Source organism: Mucilaginibacter terrae (assembly GCF_031951985.1).
GTDB classification, from domain to species: domain Bacteria; phylum Bacteroidota; class Bacteroidia; order Sphingobacteriales; family Sphingobacteriaceae; genus Mucilaginibacter; species Mucilaginibacter terrae_A.
In genome coordinates, this window is sequence record NZ_JAVLVU010000001.1 from 2,153,625 (window position 1) to 2,172,863 (window position 19,239).

Genomic DNA, 19,239 nt, shown 5'->3' on the forward strand with positions numbered 1-19,239 from the left:
ATGAAAAAGCTATTTGTATATGCGGGTTTATTGTTACTGAGCTTACAAGCTTGTAACAATACATCCACCAAGAAACCTGATACAGTCGTAGGGCTTGTGAAAGAAGATAGGACATTTTTGGCGCTTAAAGATACTGCTCAATCGAAAATGAGTCAGTTTGTTGACAGTTTGAAACGCCATGCAGATGATGAAAAGAATTACATTTTTGCTGTAAAATCAGACTTTGTTGACAAGGGCGAACATGAACATATGTGGTCAAGGGTTTTCGCTCTGCAAAACGGCACTTTTCAAGGCATGCTGGTCGACTCTCCCTATGTGATCAAAAACATCAAGATACAGGATGAGGTAACTGTACCTTTGAAAGATGTGGAAGATTGGGTTATATATGATGAAGTGCATCACAAAAAGCTGGGTAGCTTTTCATCAGAATACCTAAAAAGTAAGAGATAAAGCAATTAGTAACCCTCTATTTAAACATCCTGCTTAACTTAGCCGCATGTTTAAGAAGATGCTGCCCGGGTTAATGTTTGCCATACTGTGGTCAACCGGGGCAATCGGAGCTAAGTTTGGCATCCGTTCGGCCGATGGGTTGATGCTGGCCGCCATACGTTTTATTTGCACAGGCTTGTTGTTTGCCCCTTTCTTTTTAATTCATCCCAAACACCGTTTTTTACCCCGCCGCAATGAGTGGAAACCCATTATTATTTACGGCTTTCTGAATAGTACGGCTACTTTGGGTAGTTTTTTTGCTGCGCAGAAATTTGCATCGGCAGGGATCAGCATGTTGTTTACCGCAGTTACGCCATTGCTCATCGCCCTGTTATCGTCGTTATTTTTAAAAAGAAAGCTTACCCGTTTTGAGGTTGGCGGTATGTTCATATCCTTTGCCGGGTTAATACTGGCCTCATTAGCCGCATTACCTACTGCATCCATTAAACCTTTAGGTATTTTATTATTAGTTATTTACGTGGTAGCCTACGCATTGAGTAGCATTTACCTGTCGCGCACGCACATGTCGTTATCGCGCATGGTGTTTAATGTTTGGCAGGTATTTGCGGGCGGCATTATGCTGCTGCCTTTTTGCTTTTTATTTAACACTAACCATGTACGCGCGGTTGATGCCAACCTGCTGCTGAGTTTAGCATGGCTTATCATTGTGCTGTCCTTCGTTGCCAATATGATATGGATGTACCTTGTAAAGCATGACCCGGTAACGGCAGCCTCATGGTTGTACCTGGTGCCGGTTTTTGGGTATCTGTTCGGCTACCTTTTACTGGGCGAAAGCATCACGCTTTACTCGGTAGCGGGCACAGCAATGGTTATTGTGGGTTTGGTGATATCTAAGCGGAAGGCAAAAAATGCAGTTACGGAAAATGCCTGATTTTATCCCATTAATTCTTTCATCAATTTATCAAATTCGGTACGCATCGTAGCCAATTCTTCTTCCAGTTTGCTAACACGTTCTTCGAGTGCGCTAACAGATGAATTGGAACTTGATGATGAATTGCCTTCAGGTTCGTCATATTCTGACATATCCAGCGATTCGCCAAGCAAATGCATATAACGGGTTTCTTTTTGACCGGTACGTCGTGGCAATGGGGTAAGATATGGAACATCGCCACTGCTTAGTTTTTCTAAAGCTTCCTGCACATCGTCTAAACTTTCAAACTCATACATACGGCCCGAGTTGGTGTTCAGTTCGCCCGGAGTTTGGGGGCCACGGAGCAATAGCAAACAAATAATGGCCACTTCGGATGGTATTACCGGGAAAACGATAGCAAAGTTATGCTTGTACTTAATAGCACGACTGCTCCCACCCGTGGCGGTTGAAACCAAACCTTTTTTCTTCAATGTATCGAGCGTGCGCACCACCGTATCTTCATCATAATTAACAACAGGCTTGCGCGACGATTTTTGATTGCAGGCCGCCGTTAAACTGTTAATAGTCATGGGATAATAATCGGGCGTGGTACGGCTTTTTTCCATCATGGAGCCTAACACGCGTATTTCTTCGGCACTGAGTTTAGGCAAGCTTTGCGAGTAATCCATGCGCTAAATATAGTAATTGTGATGATATAACTATTTCATCCGCTTAAAGCGCAAGCCACAAGCCTCGCGGCAAGGGGCATTAAGTTCCAAATCGTTGCCATCTACCTTATAGCGGTAATTAATTGGGGCTGTATTCCCTTTAATAGTCAATGCCAAATGGGTAGCATCGATCAACTTATAATTAGTGGCACCATAAATAGCGTTGCCGCCAACTAATCCGGCTTTACTAAACGTAATGTATGAACTATCGGCAGTTACAGCCACATACTTGCCTTTACCATCGCCTATGTCATTCAGCGTTTCGGTTAAGTGCCAGCGGCCATCAAGCTGGTCATGTACTGATGTACCTTTTTGAGCTGTACAAGCTGCAAGTGCAACAATAACAAATGCAATCAAGTAATAAATCTTAGTTTTCATAATACATGTAAATTTTAAAAGCCCTTCAGCCTAAGGCAGAAGGGTTGGATGATGTTACTCAAATACCACTGTTTTATTTTTATACACAAATACCCTGTCGTGTAAAACCAACTGCAAAGCGTTTGCCAAAACCGATGTTTCGACCTCGCGACCAGCCTTCATCATGTCTTGAGCTGTGTAAGAATGATTAACATGAATGGTTTGTTGCGAAATGATTGGGCCTTCGTCTAAATCGTTAGTTACAAAGTGGGCGGTGGCTCCTATAATTTTCACGCCACGATTGTACGCTTGCCTGTACGGATTGGCACCTATAAAGGCCGGCAAAAACGAGTGGTGTATATTAATAACCCGCATTGGGAACCGCGCCACAAACTCGGGCGACAAAATGCGCATGAATTTGGCCAGCACCACATAATCGGGGTTATAATTATTAATGGTATCAACTATTGCATCCTCAAAGTGAGCTTTGCTTTCCTGCTCGTGCGATATATAATGGAAAGGCACGCCAAAACGCTGGCAAATATCCTGCAATACATTGTGGTTACCAATTACGGCCTGCACGGTTGCGCCAAGTGTTTTAAAATAATTACGTACCAGTATATCGGCCAGGCAATGGTACTCCTTGGTTACCATTACCACAATTTTCTTTTCGGGCGATGGATTGATGGTTACTACGGCATCATCGGGCAGCAAAGGTTTCAGATCGTCTTCGTGCAAAGTGGTGCCGTCGGGTTGCTCAACATTCAGCCTTACAAAAAACCGGTTCTCGGCCTTGTCCACATACTCATCCATATTAATAATGTTGAGCCCGGCCTTACTCAGCGCACCCGATATGGCCGACACCAGCCCTACGCGGTCGCGGCATTGAATTATTATGATCATCAGGCTCGAAAGATAATAAATAAGTGCTTCAATAAAAGTCGTCTATCTAATAAAGACAAGAATTAAACAAGAACATGTTTTTAACTTCATATGATACATGTAATACAATGCCGGTACATGGGTTGATCTATCACTTATAATTTTCTAATTTTTTTAAAGTTTTCTCATTTTCAGGCAGAATACAGCTTCAATGCTATGCATGCATAACAACCATACCGAATACCGTTTTAAACTTTGGTATTCTTTAATAAGAATTATATTCTACATATACATCTAAATACAAAATATAATTCTTAATTATTAATAAATACAGAATAAAAAACTTAATAAAAAATTATTTTTATCCTCTTGCCTAATTTGAGGCATCTCTCTACCTTACAAATATTGATTGTAAGCCTAAATCATAAATCTATTAACTGTTATTGCTTAATCCTATTTTCCGAATATAAATCATCGGAATCAAGACAGCATAACATGAGCTTAACGTTAAAATAACAAACCGGAAGTACTATACAAAAATGAGCTTTAATACCGACACTACCGAGGCTGTAGAATTAAACAAATACAGCAAAACCTTTACCCAAGACCCTACCCAGCCTGCGGCACAGGCCATGCTTTACGGCATTGGTTTAACCGATGAGGACATGAAAAAGGCTCAGGTGGGAGTTGCCAGTATGGGTTACGATGGTAACACGTGTAATATGCACCTTAACGATTTAGCCAAAATTGTAAAAGAAGGTATTTGGAACGAAGATTTGGTTGGCCTTATCTTCCACACCATTGGTGTGAGCGATGGCATGGGCAACGGCACTCCGGGTATGCGCTACTCGTTAATAAGCCGCGATGTTATTGCCGATTCAATTGAAGCAGTTACCGGTGCCCAATATTATGACGGCCTGATTACCCTGCCCGGTTGCGATAAAAACATGCCGGGATCGATCATTGCTATGGGTCGTTTAAACCGTCCGTCAATCATGGTGTACGGTGGCACTATTCACCCGGGCCATTGGAAGGGTGAAGACCTGAACATCGTATCGGCATTTGAAGCTTTGGGTAAAAAGATTGCCGGCACTATTAGTCCGGAGGATTATATAGGTGTTATTAAAAATGCTTGCCCAAGCGCAGGCGCCTGTGGCGGTGTATATACAGCCAATACCATGGCAGCCGCTATTGAGGCGTTAGGCATGAGCTTGCCTTACTCATCAAGCAACCCGGCTTTGAGCGACGAAAAGAAAGCCGAGTGTTTGGCAGCCGGTAAAGCCATCAAAATATTATTAGAAAAAGATATTAAGCCAAGTGATATCATGACCCGCAAAGCATTCGAGAATGCGATGGTGATCATTATGGTATTAGGCGGCAGCACCAACGCGGTATTGCACATGATAGCCATGGCAAAAAGTGTTGATGTTAAGGTTACCCAGGATGATTTCCAAAGCATCAGCGACCGTATCCCAGTATTAGCCGATATGAAGCCAAGCGGTAAGTATATGATGACCGACCTGCACAATGTTGGCGGCGTACCCGCAGTAATGAAATACTGCCTTAGCCAGGGTTGGTTACACGGCGATTGCCTTACCGTAACCGGCAAAACCGTAGCCGAAAATTTGGCTGATGTTCCTGAACTTGATTTTGATACGCAAAAAATTATATGGCCTGTTGAAGCACCGGTAAAAACTACCGGTCACCTGCAAATACTTTACGGAAACTTAGCCGAAGGTGGTAGTGTAGCCAAAATTAGCGGTAAAGAGGGCGAAAAATTTGAAGGTCCTGCCCGTGTTTTTGATGGAGAATTTGACTTGATTGATGGTATACAAACCGGCCGGGTTAAAGCCGGCGACGTGGTAGTGATACGCAATGTAGGCCCAATAGGCGCACCCGGAATGCCGGAAATGCTAAAACCAACATCGGCCATATTTGGTGCGGGTTTAGGTGCCTCGGTAGCCTTAATAACCGACGGCCGCTTTAGCGGTGGCACCCATGGTTTTGTGGTAGGCCACATCACCCCCGAATCATATCGTGGTGGCACCATAGCCCTGGTAAAAGACGAAGACCGCATTGAAATTGATGCCACTAAAAACAGCATCAACTTAATGATAAGCGAAGAGGAACTGGCCGCCCGCAAAGCAGCCTGGCAGCAACCGCCACTACGTGTTACCAAAGGCTTACTATACCGCTATGCCAAAACCGTAAGCACCGCCGCCGAGGGTTGCGTAACGGACGAAATAGCGTAATTGAGCTTATTTCAGTTCCCCTCTCGAGAGGGGTTAGGGGTGTGTCCCTTCAAAGCGAAGAACACACCCCTGCCATCACACTACGCCAGCACACCCCCTCTCAAGAGGGGAATAAAATACAGACAACTAATAAAACTAATATGGAAGTTGCACAGCAAGACGTACTCACCGCACCTGAAAAGCAAACAGTAACCGAGCTTTCGGGTTCTGTAGCGCTTTTAGAAGCTTTACTTGTGGAAGGCGTTGATACCATTTTCGGTTATCCGGGTGGTGCCATTATGCCTATTTATGACGCTTTGTATGATTACAAAGAAAAATTAAACCACATCCTGGTCCGCCACGAGCAGGGAGGCATTCACGCCGGACAGGGCTATGCCCGTTCATCAGGCAAGGTAGGCGTCGTCTTTGCAACCAGCGGTCCTGGTGCAACCAATTTGGTAACCGGTTTGGCCGATGCCCAAATTGATAGTACTCCATTGGTATGTATCACTGGTCAGGTATTTGCCCATTTACTGGGTACCGATGCCTTTCAGGAAACCGACGTAATTAACATTACCACCCCGGTAACCAAATGGAACTACCAGGTAACCGATGCTAATGAAATACCCGAGGCTATTGCAAAGGCGTTTTACATTGCACGTACAGGTCGCCCAGGCCCGGTATTAATTGATATTACCAAGAACGCGCAGATACAAAAGTTCGACTTTAAAGGTTATACACCTTGTAACCATATCCGTAGCTATCGCCCAAAACCTATTGTTCGCGCTCAATTTATTGAGCAGGCAGCACAGGTTATTAACGAAGCCAAAAAACCGTTCATCCTTTGGGGTCAAGGCGTATTGTTAGGCAGTGCCGAGCAGGAGTTTAAAACCTTCGTTGAAAAATCGGGCATCCCGGCTGCATGGACCATCTTAGGTGCAGGTGCCATCCCAACTGATCATCCTCAAAACGTAGGTATGCTGGGTATGCACGGTAACTACGGCCCTAACGTATTAACTAACGAGTGTGATGTACTCATTGCCATAGGTATGCGTTTCGACGACCGTGTAACCGGCCGTTTAGATAAATATGCCAAACAAGCCAAGGTTATCCATTTGGATATTGACCCGGCCGAAATTGACAAGAACGTTCAAACCCACGTAGCCGTTTGGGGCGATTGTAAGGAAACTTTGCCTATGCTTACCGAACTGGTTGAGGCCAAACAACACACCGAATGGCTGGCTAAATTCGACGAGTTTACCCGCCAGGAAGAAGAAGCGGTTATTAACGCCGAGCTAAACCCGCAAACCGGCGAAATGACCATGGGTGAGGTTGTTGAGCAATTAAATCACTTAACCAATGGCGATGCCGTTATTGTGACCGATGTTGGTCAGCACCAAATGGTGGGCTGCCGTTACGCCAAATTCAATAATACCCGCAGCAACATTACCAGCGGTGGTTTAGGTACCATGGGTTTTGCCTTACCGGCTGCCATAGGCGCTAAGTTTGGCGCTCAGGACAAAACGGTAGTTGCCATAATTGGTGATGGCGGTTTCCAGATGACTTTACAGGAATTAGGCACCATCATGCAAAGCGGCGTTGATGTAAAGATATTGATCCTCAACAACCGTTTCCTGGGTATGGTGCGCCAATGGCAGGAGCTGTTTAACGAGCGTCGTTACTCATTTGTCGACATACAAAGCCCCGACTTTGTACAGGTAGCCAAAGGTTACGGCATTGCCGGCAAATGCATTAAAGAGCGCGACGAACTGCAATCGAGCCTGAAAGAAATGCTCGACCACAAGGGTTCGTTCCTTTTAGAAGTATTTGTTACCAAAGAGAACAACGTATTCCCGATGGTACCACAAGGTTGCAGCGTAAGCGAAATAAGATTGAAATAATAGCCCCTCCCAACCCTCCCCGGAAGGGAGGGCTTTAAACCAAGCAATCATGAGCACAGAAATAAACAAAAATATAAGTTCCAAAGTCCTCCCTTCCGGGGAGGATTTAGGTGGGGCTAAACAGGAATATAACATTACAGTTTATACCGAAAACCAAATTGGTTTACTGAACCGTATTGCTATCATTTTTACCCGTCGTAAAATTAACATCGATAGCCTGAACACGTCTCCATCAGAGATTGAAAGCATTCACCGCTTCAACATCGTTATTAATGAAACCGAAGACGTGGTACGCAAACTGGCCCGCCAGATTGAAAAACAGGTTGAAGTACTAAAAGTATACTACCATACCAATGCCGACATTATTTGGCAGGAAATGGCGCTGTACAAAGTACCAGCCGATATTATTGCCGAAAAGGCTTCGGTTGAGCGTTTGTTACGCGAGAATGGTGCACGCGCGGTAGTTATCCGTAAAGATTATATCGTATTCGAAACTACCGGTCACCGCGAGGAAACAGATAATCTGATCAACGTATTGCAGCCTTTCGGTTTAATTGAATTCGTTCGCAGCGCACGCATCGCTATCATCAAAGACAGCGATGGCTTTAACCGGAAATTACGCGAATTTGAAAAACGCGAACCGGGAGAAGACGTAATTGAAAACGAATACTTAAATCAACGCGACAAGGTATTTACCATGTAATGGCTATGGAATTTGCAATTGAAATAGCACGCCACACCAGGTTAAACTTTATTAAACTGATAGAAGGTTTAAGCATTGAGCAATTAAACGTTATTCCGCAGGGATATAGCAACAACATTGCCTGGAACTTTGCGCACATTGTAGCAGCACAACAAACGCTTTGCTACATACGCGGCAATGCTGAACCGCGCTTAGCGTTAGAAGCTATCACCAAATACCAGAAAGGCACTCGTCCTGAAGATTTTATTACGGAGGAAGAGCTGGACTTGTACAAAGAGAAAGCCTTTACCCTGCTGGATGATTTGAAAGCCGATGTTGACGCGCAGCTATTTAACAATTACGAACCGGTAACTACGGCATTTGGCGTAACCTTAAATACGATTGAAGATGCTGTAGCATACTTTAGCACGCACGACAATTTGCACTTCGGTTATGCTTTGGCATTACGCCGTGCCGTGTTAAACATTGAGCAGGCAGCTGTACATAATTTTAGCGCAAACTAAACTCACAAACTAAATAACTTACAAATAACCCAATAACTAATAACATAGAAATGGCACAATTAAATTTTGGCGGTACTGAAGAAAACGTAGTAACCCGCGACGAATTTCCTTTATCGAAAGCACAGGAAGTGCTTAAAAATGAAGTAGTAGCGGTAATTGGCTACGGTGTTCAAGGTCCTGGTCAGGCGTTAAACCAAAAAGATAACGGCATCAACGTTATTGTTGGTCAGCGTAAAAACTCAAAAACCTGGGATAAAGCAGTAGCCGACGGTTTTGTACCCGGCGAAACTTTATTTGAAATTGAAGAAGCCCTTGAAAAAGGAACTATCATTTGCTACCTGTTGAGCGATGCCGCCCAGATTGAACTTTGGCCAACTGTTAAAAAACACTTAACTCCGGGCAAAGCCCTTTATTTCTCTCACGGTTTTGGTATTACCTTCAACGAGCAAACCGGCATCATACCTCCTGCCGATGTTGACGTGTTCCTGGTAGCTCCTAAAGGTTCAGGCACTTCGTTACGCCGTATGTTCTTGCAAGGCCGTGGCTTAAACTCAAGCTACGCTATCTTCCAGGATGCTACCGGTAAAGCATTTGAGCGCGTTATTGCATTAGGTATTGCCGTTGGTAGCGGTTACCTGTTCGAAACCGATTTCCGTAAAGAAGTATACAGCGATTTAACCGGCGAGCGTGGTACGCTGATGGGTTGTATCCAGGGTATTTTTGCAGCACAGTTCGAGGTATTACGTTCAAAAGGTCACTCACCTTCTGAAGCCTTTAACGAAACCGTTGAAGAATTAACCCAATCATTAATGCCATTGGTTGCCGAAAACGGTATGGACTGGATGTATGCCAACTGCTCTACCACTGCACAACGCGGTGCGTTAGACTGGTGGAAAAAATTCCGTGATGCCACTAAACCGGTATTCGAAGAATTATACGAAAGCGTAGCTACCGGTAAAGAGTCACAGCGCTCTATCGACAGCAACAGCCAGCCAGATTACCGCGAAAAACTGAACGAAGAGCTTCGTGAGCTTCGCGAAAGTGAATTATGGCAAGCTGGTAAAACTGTACGCAGCTTACGCCCTGAAAACCAGGAAGTAGAAGCATAATTTTTTAAGTAGTATAAAGTAGTAAGTACTTAGTAAAAAGACAGGAAACATCTATCTTTTACAGGCACTTACTACTTGTTACTACTAAGTATAGAGTAGCAAGTACTTAGTTTAAAGATGGAACAACATCTATATTATACAGGTACTTACTACTTTATACTTACTACTTTATACTAAAAGAGGAAATGGGACAAACATTATTCGATAAAATTTGGGACGCCCACATTGTAAGCAGCAATGAGGGCTTTCCTGATATTTTATACATCGATACACATTTTATACACGAGGTAACCAGTCCGCAGGCATTTGATGGCTTGCGCCAGCGTGGTTTACCCGTTTTCAGGCCAAAACAAACTGTGGCCACAGCCGACCACAACGTACCTACCTGGGATCAGCACTTGCCTATTAAAGAAGAGCTATCGCGTTACCAGGTTGATATGCTTACCAAAAACTGTGCAGAGTTTGGCATCGAGCTTTACGGCTTAGGTCACCCTTACCAGGGCATTGTGCACGTAATTGGTCCTGAGCTGGGCATTACCCGCCCGGGCTGTACTTATGTGTGCGGCGATAGCCACACCTCTACCCATGGCGCTTTTGGCGCTATTGCGTTTGGTATAGGCACTTCACAAGTTGAACAGGTTATGGCAACGCAATGCCTGTTACAGCAACGCCCTAAACGCATGAAAATTGAAGTGAATGGACAACTTCAAAAAGGCGTAGGCGCAAAAGACATCATCCTGTATATAATCTCTAAAATATCGGCCGCAGGCGGTACCGGTTATTTTGTGGAGTATGCAGGCGACACTATCCGCTCGCTGAGCATGGAAGGCCGCATGACCATCTGTAACATGAGCATCGAAATGGGTGCCCGCGGTGGTTTAATTGCGCCCGATCAAACTACGATAGATTATGTAAAAGGCCGCGAATTTGCCCCTAAAGGCGAAGAGTGGGACAAAGCGGTGGCCTATTGGGAAACCCTATATTCTGATACTGACGCCCAATTTGACAGCGAACTATACTTTGACGCTGCCGACATTGAGCCGATGATAACCTACGGTACCAACCCCGGCATGGGCATTGGTATTACCCAGCACGTACCCGAAACTGCCAGCTTCGAAGCCAAAGAACAAGGCTCGTACGCCAAGGCATTAACCTATATGGGTTTGCATGATGATGAATCGCTGATAGGTAAACCTATCGATTATGTATTCATTGGTAGCTGTACCAACTCACGAATTGAAGATCTGCGCGAAGTAGCCGAGTTTGTAAAAGGCAAACACAAGGCCGATCACGTTACCGTATGGGTAGTTCCCGGCTCTAAACAAGTACAAATACAGGCCATTGAAGAAGGCCTGGACAAGATATTTGAAGCAGCAGGTTTCCCGCTCCGCGAACCCGGTTGCAGCGCCTGTTTAGGTATGAACGAAGACAAGATACCTGCAGGCAAATACTGTGTATCAACCTCCAACCGCAACTTTGAAGGCCGTCAGGGACCAAACTCACGTACGTTGTTGGCAAGTCCGTTAACGGCGGCGGCTGCGGCTATAACAGGAAAGGTGACGGATATACGAGAGTTATTAACAGCTGTCTGAACCGGAATTTAAAGAATTAATAAAATTACCAGAATTGAATTTCTGAAGTTTAATGAGCACAAATAACAATACGCCAACACAGTTTAATGATTGTACAAGTACAATTATTGGCTGTGCAATGCGTGTTCATGCTACATTAGGTAAGGGTTTTCAGGAGGTAATTTATCAACGGGCGTTAGAAATAGAAATGGGTCTTGCCGACTTGAAGTTTGAACGCGAAATGTCGATGCCTATCATGTATAGAGATGAATACATTGGCACACGTCGTGTAGATTTCTTTGTTGAGGGTGAAATTATGGTAGAACTAAAGGCTTTAAGCCAGTTAGAAGACATCCATCTTGCGCAAGCAATAAACTATTTGGAAGCGTATCAGGTAAGGACAGGCTTACTCATTAATTTTGGCAGCAGCAGCCTGCAATTTAAAAGACTATTTAATAAAAAGATTAACCCGAATTTAAAGAATTCTGTCAATTCAATAAATTCCTAAAATTCCGGTTCAGATGACTAAGATTTTTAAACATTTACAAACCTCGGTAGTGCCTTTGCCTATCGAGAATATTGATACCGACCAGATCATTCCGGCGAGGTTTCTGAAAGCCACTACCCGTGATGGTTTTGGTAACAACCTGTTCCGCGACTGGCGTTTTGATGAGAACGATAATCCAAAAGAGGATTTCGTGCTGAATCACCCTACCTATTCGGGCAAAATACTGGTAGCCGGTAAAAACTTTGGTTGCGGAAGCAGCCGCGAACACGCCGCCTGGGCCATTGCCGATTATGGTTTCGACGTGGTGGTAAGCAGCTTTTTTGCCGACATTTTTAAAGGCAATGCCCTTAATAACGGCTTGCTACCTATACAGGTGAGCGACGAGTTTTTAAAGAACTTATTTGAAGCTGTATTTTCAGATGCACATGCCGAAGTTGAGGTTGATCTGGAAAACCAGTTCATCAAAATAGTAAGCACCGGCGAGCAGGAAAGCTTCGAAATTAATCCATACAAAAAAGCCTGTATGACTAATGGCTACGATGATATTGATTACATTTTGAGCAAGAAGGAATTGATAGCGGAGTTTGAAACGAAATAAGTAATAATCCACGCGTCATTGCGAGGAACGAAGCAATCTCTGAACTTGGCATAAACGCCTTGCATCCGCAGAGATTGCTTCGTTCCTCGCAATGACGATTTGAAATAACAAATGGGTATTAAAAAACACATATTAGTCATCCCTGGTGATGGCATTGGCCCTGAGGTTACCGCCTGGGGCAAAGCAGTTTTAGAACAGATAGCGTCCGCTTACGGGCATGAGTTTACTTATGACGAGGCGTTGATGGGTCACGCAGGTATTGAAGCAACAGGCAACCCGTTACCTGATGAAACGCTGGAAAAAGCTAAAGCAAGCGATGCTATCCTTTTCGGTGCTATTGGTCATATTAAATATGATAATGATCCATCGGCAAAGGTTCGCCCCGAGCAGGGGTTGTTAAAAATACGCAAGGAGTTAGGCTTGTACGCCAACCTCCGCCCTATCATGCTGTTCGATGAATTGCTGGATGCATCGAGCCTGAAACCGGCTGTATTGCGTGGTACCGATATTCTGTTCTTCCGCGAACTGACCGGCGACGTGTACTTCGGCGAAAAATCGCGCAGCGAGGATCGCAACACCGCATCTGATCTGATGATCTATCATCGTTACGAGGTGGAGCGCATTGCCCATAAAGCATACCAGGCAGCACAGTCGCGTAGTAAACGCCTATGTTCGGTTGACAAAGCCAACGTACTCGAATCATCACGCTTGTGGCGCGAAGTGGTACAGGAGATAGCCAAACAATATCCTGACGTAGAAACCGAGCACATGTTTATCGACAATGCCGCTATGCAGCTGGTTAAAAACCCTAAAAAGTTCGATGTGGTATTAACCGCAAACCTTTTCGGCGATATTTTGACTGATGAAGCTTCACAAATTGCGGGTTCGATGGGTATGCTGGCATCGGCTTCGGTTGGTGACGGCACCGGCTTTTTTGAACCTATCCACGGTTCGGCACATGATATTGCCGGGCAAGACAAGGCAAACCCGCTGGCTTCTATCCTATCGGTGGCCCTGATGCTGGAAATCAGCTTTGGTTTAAAAGACGAAGCCAAACGCATTACTACGGCTATTGACCATGTACTTAAAGCGGGTTACCGTACCGGCGACATTGCCGATACCTTAACCCAGCCCGATAAAATTTTAGGCACCAAAGCCATGGGCGAAATGGTGTTGCAGTTTTTATCAAAACCGGCGCTGACGTAATTGGTACGTTTAAAAGTTTAATAAACATTGTCATCTCGAACGATAGTGAGAGATCTTTTCGAGTGGATAAGCTGATCGCTTTGAAAAGATTTCTCGTTCCTCGAAATGACAAATAATTAAGTAATAGAAAACAAATCAAAAGTCCTCCCTCCTGGGGAGGATTTAGGAGGGGCTTATGAAATGGAACGCAGATTTATATGACGACAAGCACAGCTTCGTTTCGCAGTTTGGCGAAAACGTGCTCGAATTGCTCGATGTAAAACCGGGCGAATCCATACTGGATATTGGCTGTGGCACAGGAGACCTTACCCAGCAAATTAAAGATAAAGGTGCAGAAGTTACCGGTACCGATTACTCGCCCGAAATGATCGCACAAGCGCGTTTCAAATATCCAACAGTTGATTTTGAAGTAGCCGATGCAGCCAACTTTACGGTAGAATATCCATACGATGCCGTGTTTTCGAACGCTGCATTGCATTGGGTACACAATGCCGGTGGTGTTATTAAATCAGTTTACGAAGCCTTAAAACCCGGCGGCCGTTTTGTGGCCGAAATGGGTGGTAAAGGTAATATTGCCAAATTACGCTCGGCCATAAAACAAGTACTGTTAAAAAACGGCTACACCATGCAGGCCGAAACTAACATATGGTATTTCCCTTCACTGGGCGAGTACACCAGCTTGCTCGAGCTGCACGGTTTCAGGGTAACATTCGCGGTGCATTTCGACCGGAAAACCCCGCTGCAGGATGGCGACCAGGGCGTAGCCAAATGGATAAAAATGTTCGGCGCGCAATATTTTACGGGTATACCCGAAGCCGAACACCCCAAACTATTACAAGAAATAACCGACATACTCGAACCCGCCTATAACGAAAATGGGCAATGGTATGCAGACTATAAAAGATTAAGATTTACAGCGGTAAAGGAGTTGTAAGTTGTGTGTTGTGAGTTGTCGGGAAAATATTCGGCAAAAACTCACTGCAACACAAATTACTGACAACAGACAACCGATAACACACAACTAACACTATGTTACACGATCCAAACCGAGTATATGTATTTGACACCACCCTGCGCGATGGTGAGCAGGTACCGGGCTGCCAGTTAACCACGCCTGAAAAGATAGAGATTGCGCGCGAACTGGAAGCGCTGGGCGTTGACATTATCGAGGCCGGTTTTCCAGCGTCGAGCCCCGGCGATTTTCAAAGCGTAGTAGAAATTGCCAAAGCGGTTACCAACCCAACCATATGTGCCCTTACGCGTGCCCACAAAGGCGATATTGATGCTGCTGTTGAAGCATTGAAATACGCCAAACGTCCGCGTATTCATACGGGTATTGGTTCGTCAGATATGCACATCAAAACCAAATTTAACAGCACCCGCGAAGAGATATTGGAGCGTGCGGTTGAAGCGGTTAAATACGCCAAAAAATCGGTAGAAGATATTGAGTTTTACGCCGAAGATGCCGGTCGTGCCGATATTGAATACCTGGCCAAAATGGTTGAAGCCGTTATTGGCGCAGGTGCAACGGTGGTAAACATCCCCGATACCAACGGCTATTGCCTGCCCGATCAGTATGGCAGCAAGATTCGTTTCCTGAAAGAAAATGTAAAGAATATCGACAAGGCCATCATTTCGGTACATTGCCATAACGATTTAGGTTTGGCTACTGCCAACTCTGTAGCTGGCCTACAAAACGGTGCCCGCCAAATTGAAGGTACCATTAACGGTATTGGCGAACGTGCAGGCAACACGTCTATTGAAGAAGTCGTGATGATCCTGAAAACGCACCAGTCGTTAGGCTTGCATACCAACATTAATACCCAAAGCTTTTACGAATTAAGCCGCATGATCAGCACCCAAATGCGCATGCCGGTTCAGCCTAATAAAGCCATTGTGGGCAGCAATGCGTTTGCACACAGTTCGGGCATTCACCAGGACGGTTTCCTGAAAAACCGCGAAAACTACGAGATCATTCGCCCCGAAGATGTGGGCTTCCCAAGCGCTACCATCGTGTTAACTGCACGCAGTGGCCGCCATGCTTTAAAGTATCATTTAGACCGCTTAGGCCATACTTTAGGCAAAGAAGAGTTGGCAACCGTATATCAAAACTTTTTAAAACTGGCCGATAATAAATTAGACATTGACGATACCGATTTGCTGAGTTTAGTAGCACATCGTTTGGTAAAACAATCATAACGATGGAGACCGAATCCCATACACAGCAGCTTGATTTTGCAGCGGCACAACAACGTTTAAACGGCGTAGTGCGCCGTACCCCGCTGGAATTTAATCAGGGTTTATCTGATAAATACGCATGTGAGGTTTACCTCAAGCGCGAAGATTTGCAGGTAGTACGTTCGTATAAATTACGCGGCGCTTATAATATGATCAGTCAGCTGCCGCAAGAGCAATTGGCTAAGGGCGTAGTTTGTGCCAGTGCAGGTAACCATGCCCAGGGCGTAGCATTTTCATGCCGCAGGCTCAATATTAAAGGCGTAATTTTTATGCCGGGCATTACTCCCAAACAAAAGGTTAAACAAACCGAAATGTTTGGTAATGGCAACATAGAGATAATTTTAGTGGGCGATACGTTTGATGATTGCCTGCAGGAAGCTTTAGCCTATACCGAAGCAAACGGCATGACCTTCATCCCGCCGTTTGATGATTACCGCATTATGGAAGGCCAGGGTACTGTTGGTGTAGAAATACACGAAGATTTGCCCGATACCGAGGTTATTATTATGCCCGTGGGCGGCGGCGGTTTGGCAGCCGGTGTAGGCAGCTTTTTTAAGCAAATAAAATCCGGGGTAAAGCTTATCGGCATCGAACCAGATGGAGCACCATCAATGGTTGAGGCCATTCGCCGGGGGCAGCCTTATACCCTTTCGCAAATTAACCGTTTTGTTGATGGTGCCGCGGTAAAACGTGTAGGCGCGTTAACGTACCAGGTTTGCAGCGAAATACTGGACGATATGCTATCAGTACCTGAGGGCAAGGTTTGCACTACCATACTGAAATTATACAACGAGGATGCCATTGTAGTTGAACCTGCGGGTGCCTTATCGGTATCAGCCTTAGATTTGGTTAAAGACCAGATAAAGGGTAAAAAAATAGTATGCGTAATTAGCGGTGGCAATAATGACATTGACCGCATGGGCGAAATTAAAGAACAATCGTTATTGTACGAAGGCCTGAAGCATTACTTTATCGTACGTTTTCCGCAACGCCCGGGTGCTTTAAAACTGTTTGTAAACGAAGTTTTAGGCCCGTATGATGATATTACCCGTTTCGAATTCATTAAAAAAACCGAGCGCGAACGTGGCCCTGCCCTGGTAGGCATCGAACTAAAAAGCGCCGAGGATTACCCTGCCCTGCTGCAACGCATGAAAGATTATAAATTTGATGTGATAGAGGTAAATCAGGATCAGACTCTGTTTGAATATCTGGTATAGTTCCATTTCATAAATAACATATCCAACATGTCATCTCGAACGATAGTGAGAGATCCTGTTGATGATGCAAGATATATAACCGGCATTATCGAACAAGATTTCTCGTTATCACTCGAAATGACATTTTTTGTTTTCGTCTTCCTTAAAACTCCAGATGCTTACTCACCCTCACATTCAAATGGCTGTAATTATCAAACAAGCCAGGTTCGGGGTTGGTAAGGTGTATTTCGATTGGGCCGTATTCTAAATATATGGCCTCGTGCGAGCCTTTAAAAAGAATTTCTTTGATACTCCAGTCAATGTTTTCGCCCGAACTTACTGGTTTAATCCATTCGGGATATATCACCACTTTTTCCTTTACAGCCTTAATGCGCAGCGCACGGGCTTCTTCGCGTAGCAGTACGTTGCAGTTGGAGAGTAAACGTGCGGTATAAAGGTTTTGTGGTTCATTATACAATTTCTTTGGTGAACCACTTTCAAGCACGCTACCGTTTTGAATTACCACCAGTTCATCGGCCATGGAGAGTACTTCGGTTGGGTCGTGCGATACGATGATGACCGTTATGCCGGTTTGCTTTACAATTTGGCGTATGTCTTGCTGCAAGCCATCTCTAAACGTGGTATCAACCTGGTTAAAAGGTTCATCTAACAGCAACACCTTAGGCCGTGTAATTAAGGCGCGGGCAATGGCTACACGTTGTTTTTCACCACCGCTCAGGTCGGCCACACGCTTATCAGCCAGGTGAAACATGTTGAGCTGGCGCAGCACCTTTTCGCTTTCTTCCTGCTTAGCTTTAAGGTTGGTATTGGGCATAAGCGAAGCCACATTGTCCCAAACTTTGGCGTACAGGTTCAGATCATCGGTATGCTGGGTTACCATTTTCATGGCATCATGGCCGGGTATCAGCTTTTCAACAGGGCCCCAAACGCGTTCGCCCTGAAACCTAACTTCTCCCGAATCGGGCGATAGCAAACCAAAAAGTAATTTAAGCAGGGTACTTTTACCGCTGCCGCTTTCTCCAATAATAGCAGTAATTTTGCCCTGCTGTATGGTTAAATTAACTTCTTTAACGCCCGACTGCTGTTTGCCGGGATATACTTTATTAATTGAAATAGCCTGTAAAAAAGGGGTAGAATCTGCCATCGGGGTAAAGATACATAAAAGCACCAAAGGCCACCTGTAACAGGCAGCCTTTGTATAAATATTATGAATGGTGTGTTTAAAATCCTAACATAATACCGAATGAGAAGTTACGTAGTCCGTTTTGCACAGGGGTGTCAAACATGTCGTTAAAGTAGTACTTACCGTACACGCCCCATGCACCGTAACCCAGGCGGGCGGTCATGCCGTAGCGCCACTTGGTATAGTGGTAGTTGTCGTTGAATTTTTGCTTGCCGTTTTCGTCGCTTATTTGTTTTACGCGGCCGTTGTAAAGCACGCCCAGCATTGGCCCACCGGCTATATGGAAGCGTTTGCCTTCGCTGTCTACATGGCTTCTCCAGTCAAACGTTAATGGTATGCGAAAGTAGCTTGAGGTAAAACGGTTCTTGCTGTAATCTCTGGCATCTTGAGTGTATACTAAACCTACATCACCGGGCTGTTCTTTCTGTATAGTTATATCTTCACGCAGGCGGAAGTGAGTCCAGTCTAAACCACCTGATACGTAAATTCGGAACGCACTGTTAAAACGGTAACCAACTTGTATAAAATCAAACCCTACGTTGCTGCTTTTCCATGAGCGGTAGCGCAAAAAGTTATTTTGCGGCGACAGGTTAAAACTGCCATTGTCAACCAGTGTAGCTAAACCTAAATCTAAACGCGACAGGGTTAATCCCCATGAAAAACCGGGAGCTTTTGATGGCTTATCTTCTGACTTAACCGTATCACGACGGTTAACCGAAACAGAGCCTGCATCCTCGCCCTTGCCAAAGCTAAATCTAAAGCCACGGCGTTTCGATTTAATGGTATCGGTACGTACCTGCACGGTATCGCCCTTATCATTAGTAGTAACGGTTGTTTTAGTGGTAGTTGTGGTAGTGGTTGATTGTGCAAACACACCTGTGGCTGCCGCGCACACCAGGGCGGTAAGTAATAAGCGTTTCATGGTTACAGTTAAATTGAGAGCG

Annotated in this window: 19 protein-coding genes; 14 read left to right on the forward strand and 5 right to left on the reverse strand. The window is 44.9% G+C overall.

Annotated features, from left to right (window positions below):
* The gene (locus QE417_RS08840) at positions 1-450 is read left to right on the forward strand and encodes a DUF2314 domain-containing protein (RefSeq protein WP_311949378.1); all 450 of its coding nucleotides are present in this window, start codon (positions 1-3) and stop codon (positions 448-450) included.
* A 46-nt stretch (positions 451-496) separates the two neighbouring features.
* Positions 497-1,381 (forward strand): DMT family transporter, encoded by an 885-nt coding sequence (locus QE417_RS08845; RefSeq protein ID WP_311949379.1) that lies wholly within the window; start codon positions 497-499, stop codon positions 1,379-1,381.
* Positions 1,382-1,383: 2 nt separating this feature from the next.
* Here the strand turns inward: QE417_RS08845 and QE417_RS08850 are convergent, their stop codons facing one another.
* The 3 genes from QE417_RS08850 to purU are packed head-to-tail and all read right to left on the reverse strand — an operon-like array spanning position 1,384 to position 3,348.
* The gene (locus tag QE417_RS08850) at positions 1,384-2,049 is read right to left on the reverse strand and encodes a YceH family protein (protein WP_311949381.1); all 666 of its coding nucleotides are present in this window, start codon (positions 2,047-2,049) and stop codon (positions 1,384-1,386) included.
* 30 nt (positions 2,050-2,079) lie between these two features.
* Positions 2,080-2,466: a hypothetical protein gene (locus QE417_RS08855; RefSeq protein ID WP_311949383.1), complete on the reverse strand. Its 387-nt coding sequence runs from the start codon at positions 2,464-2,466 to the stop codon at positions 2,080-2,082.
* A gap of 54 nt (positions 2,467-2,520) precedes the next feature.
* Entirely contained in the window at positions 2,521-3,348 is an 828-nt protein-coding gene (gene purU / locus QE417_RS08860; RefSeq protein WP_311949385.1) for a formyltetrahydrofolate deformylase, read from the reverse strand.
* Positions 3,349-3,866: 518 nt separating this feature from the next.
* Between purU and ilvD the strand changes: the two genes are divergently transcribed.
* From ilvD to ilvA, 12 genes are all read left to right on the forward strand, one after another.
* The gene (gene ilvD, locus QE417_RS08865; protein ID WP_311949387.1) at positions 3,867-5,579 is read left to right on the forward strand and encodes a dihydroxy-acid dehydratase; all 1,713 of its coding nucleotides are present in this window, start codon (positions 3,867-3,869) and stop codon (positions 5,577-5,579) included.
* Between the two features lie 140 nt (positions 5,580-5,719).
* A complete protein-coding gene (ilvB, locus tag QE417_RS08870; RefSeq protein ID WP_311949389.1) occupies positions 5,720-7,459 on the forward strand; it encodes a biosynthetic-type acetolactate synthase large subunit in 1,740 nt (579 codons plus the stop codon).
* 49 nt (positions 7,460-7,508) lie between these two features.
* The gene (gene ilvN / locus QE417_RS08875) at positions 7,509-8,162 is read left to right on the forward strand and encodes an acetolactate synthase small subunit (protein ID WP_311949391.1); all 654 of its coding nucleotides are present in this window, start codon (positions 7,509-7,511) and stop codon (positions 8,160-8,162) included.
* 5 nt (positions 8,163-8,167) lie between these two features.
* On the forward strand, positions 8,168-8,665 hold the full coding sequence (locus QE417_RS08880) for a DinB family protein (protein ID WP_311949392.1): 498 nt from the start codon (positions 8,168-8,170) through the stop codon (positions 8,663-8,665).
* Positions 8,666-8,715: 50 nt separating this feature from the next.
* On the forward strand, positions 8,716-9,774 hold the full coding sequence (ilvC, locus tag QE417_RS08885) for a ketol-acid reductoisomerase (RefSeq protein WP_311949393.1): 1,059 nt from the start codon (positions 8,716-8,718) through the stop codon (positions 9,772-9,774).
* Between the two features lie 185 nt (positions 9,775-9,959).
* On the forward strand, positions 9,960-11,366 hold the full coding sequence (gene leuC, locus QE417_RS08890) for a 3-isopropylmalate dehydratase large subunit (RefSeq protein ID WP_311949394.1): 1,407 nt from the start codon (positions 9,960-9,962) through the stop codon (positions 11,364-11,366).
* Between the two features lie 52 nt (positions 11,367-11,418).
* Positions 11,419-11,853: a GxxExxY protein gene (locus QE417_RS08895; protein WP_311949395.1), complete on the forward strand. Its 435-nt coding sequence runs from the start codon at positions 11,419-11,421 to the stop codon at positions 11,851-11,853.
* A 13-nt stretch (positions 11,854-11,866) separates the two neighbouring features.
* Positions 11,867-12,451, forward strand: coding sequence for a 3-isopropylmalate dehydratase small subunit (gene leuD / locus QE417_RS08900; protein WP_311949396.1), 585 nt, complete (start codon positions 11,867-11,869; stop codon positions 12,449-12,451).
* Positions 12,452-12,568: 117 nt separating this feature from the next.
* Entirely contained in the window at positions 12,569-13,657 is a 1,089-nt protein-coding gene (leuB, locus tag QE417_RS08905; protein ID WP_376717543.1) for a 3-isopropylmalate dehydrogenase, read from the forward strand.
* Positions 13,658-13,832: 175 nt separating this feature from the next.
* Positions 13,833-14,591: a methyltransferase domain-containing protein gene (locus QE417_RS08910; RefSeq protein WP_311949399.1), complete on the forward strand. Its 759-nt coding sequence runs from the start codon at positions 13,833-13,835 to the stop codon at positions 14,589-14,591.
* A gap of 95 nt (positions 14,592-14,686) precedes the next feature.
* Positions 14,687-15,856, forward strand: coding sequence for a 2-isopropylmalate synthase (locus tag QE417_RS08915; RefSeq protein WP_311949400.1), 1,170 nt, complete (start codon positions 14,687-14,689; stop codon positions 15,854-15,856).
* Between the two features lie 2 nt (positions 15,857-15,858).
* A complete protein-coding gene (gene ilvA / locus QE417_RS08920; protein ID WP_311949401.1) occupies positions 15,859-17,112 on the forward strand; it encodes a threonine ammonia-lyase IlvA in 1,254 nt (417 codons plus the stop codon).
* A gap of 142 nt (positions 17,113-17,254) precedes the next feature.
* Here ilvA and QE417_RS08925 read toward each other — a convergent pair whose 3' ends face one another.
* Both QE417_RS08925 and QE417_RS08930 read right to left on the reverse strand, forming a co-directional pair.
* A complete protein-coding gene (locus QE417_RS08925) occupies positions 17,255-18,256 on the reverse strand; it encodes an ABC transporter ATP-binding protein (RefSeq protein ID WP_311949402.1) in 1,002 nt (333 codons plus the stop codon).
* 76 nt (positions 18,257-18,332) lie between these two features.
* Complete coding sequence (locus QE417_RS08930) at positions 18,333-19,217, reverse strand: porin family protein (protein ID WP_311949404.1); 885 nt, start codon at positions 19,215-19,217, stop codon at positions 18,333-18,335.
* Positions 19,218-19,239 lie beyond the last annotated feature (22 nt).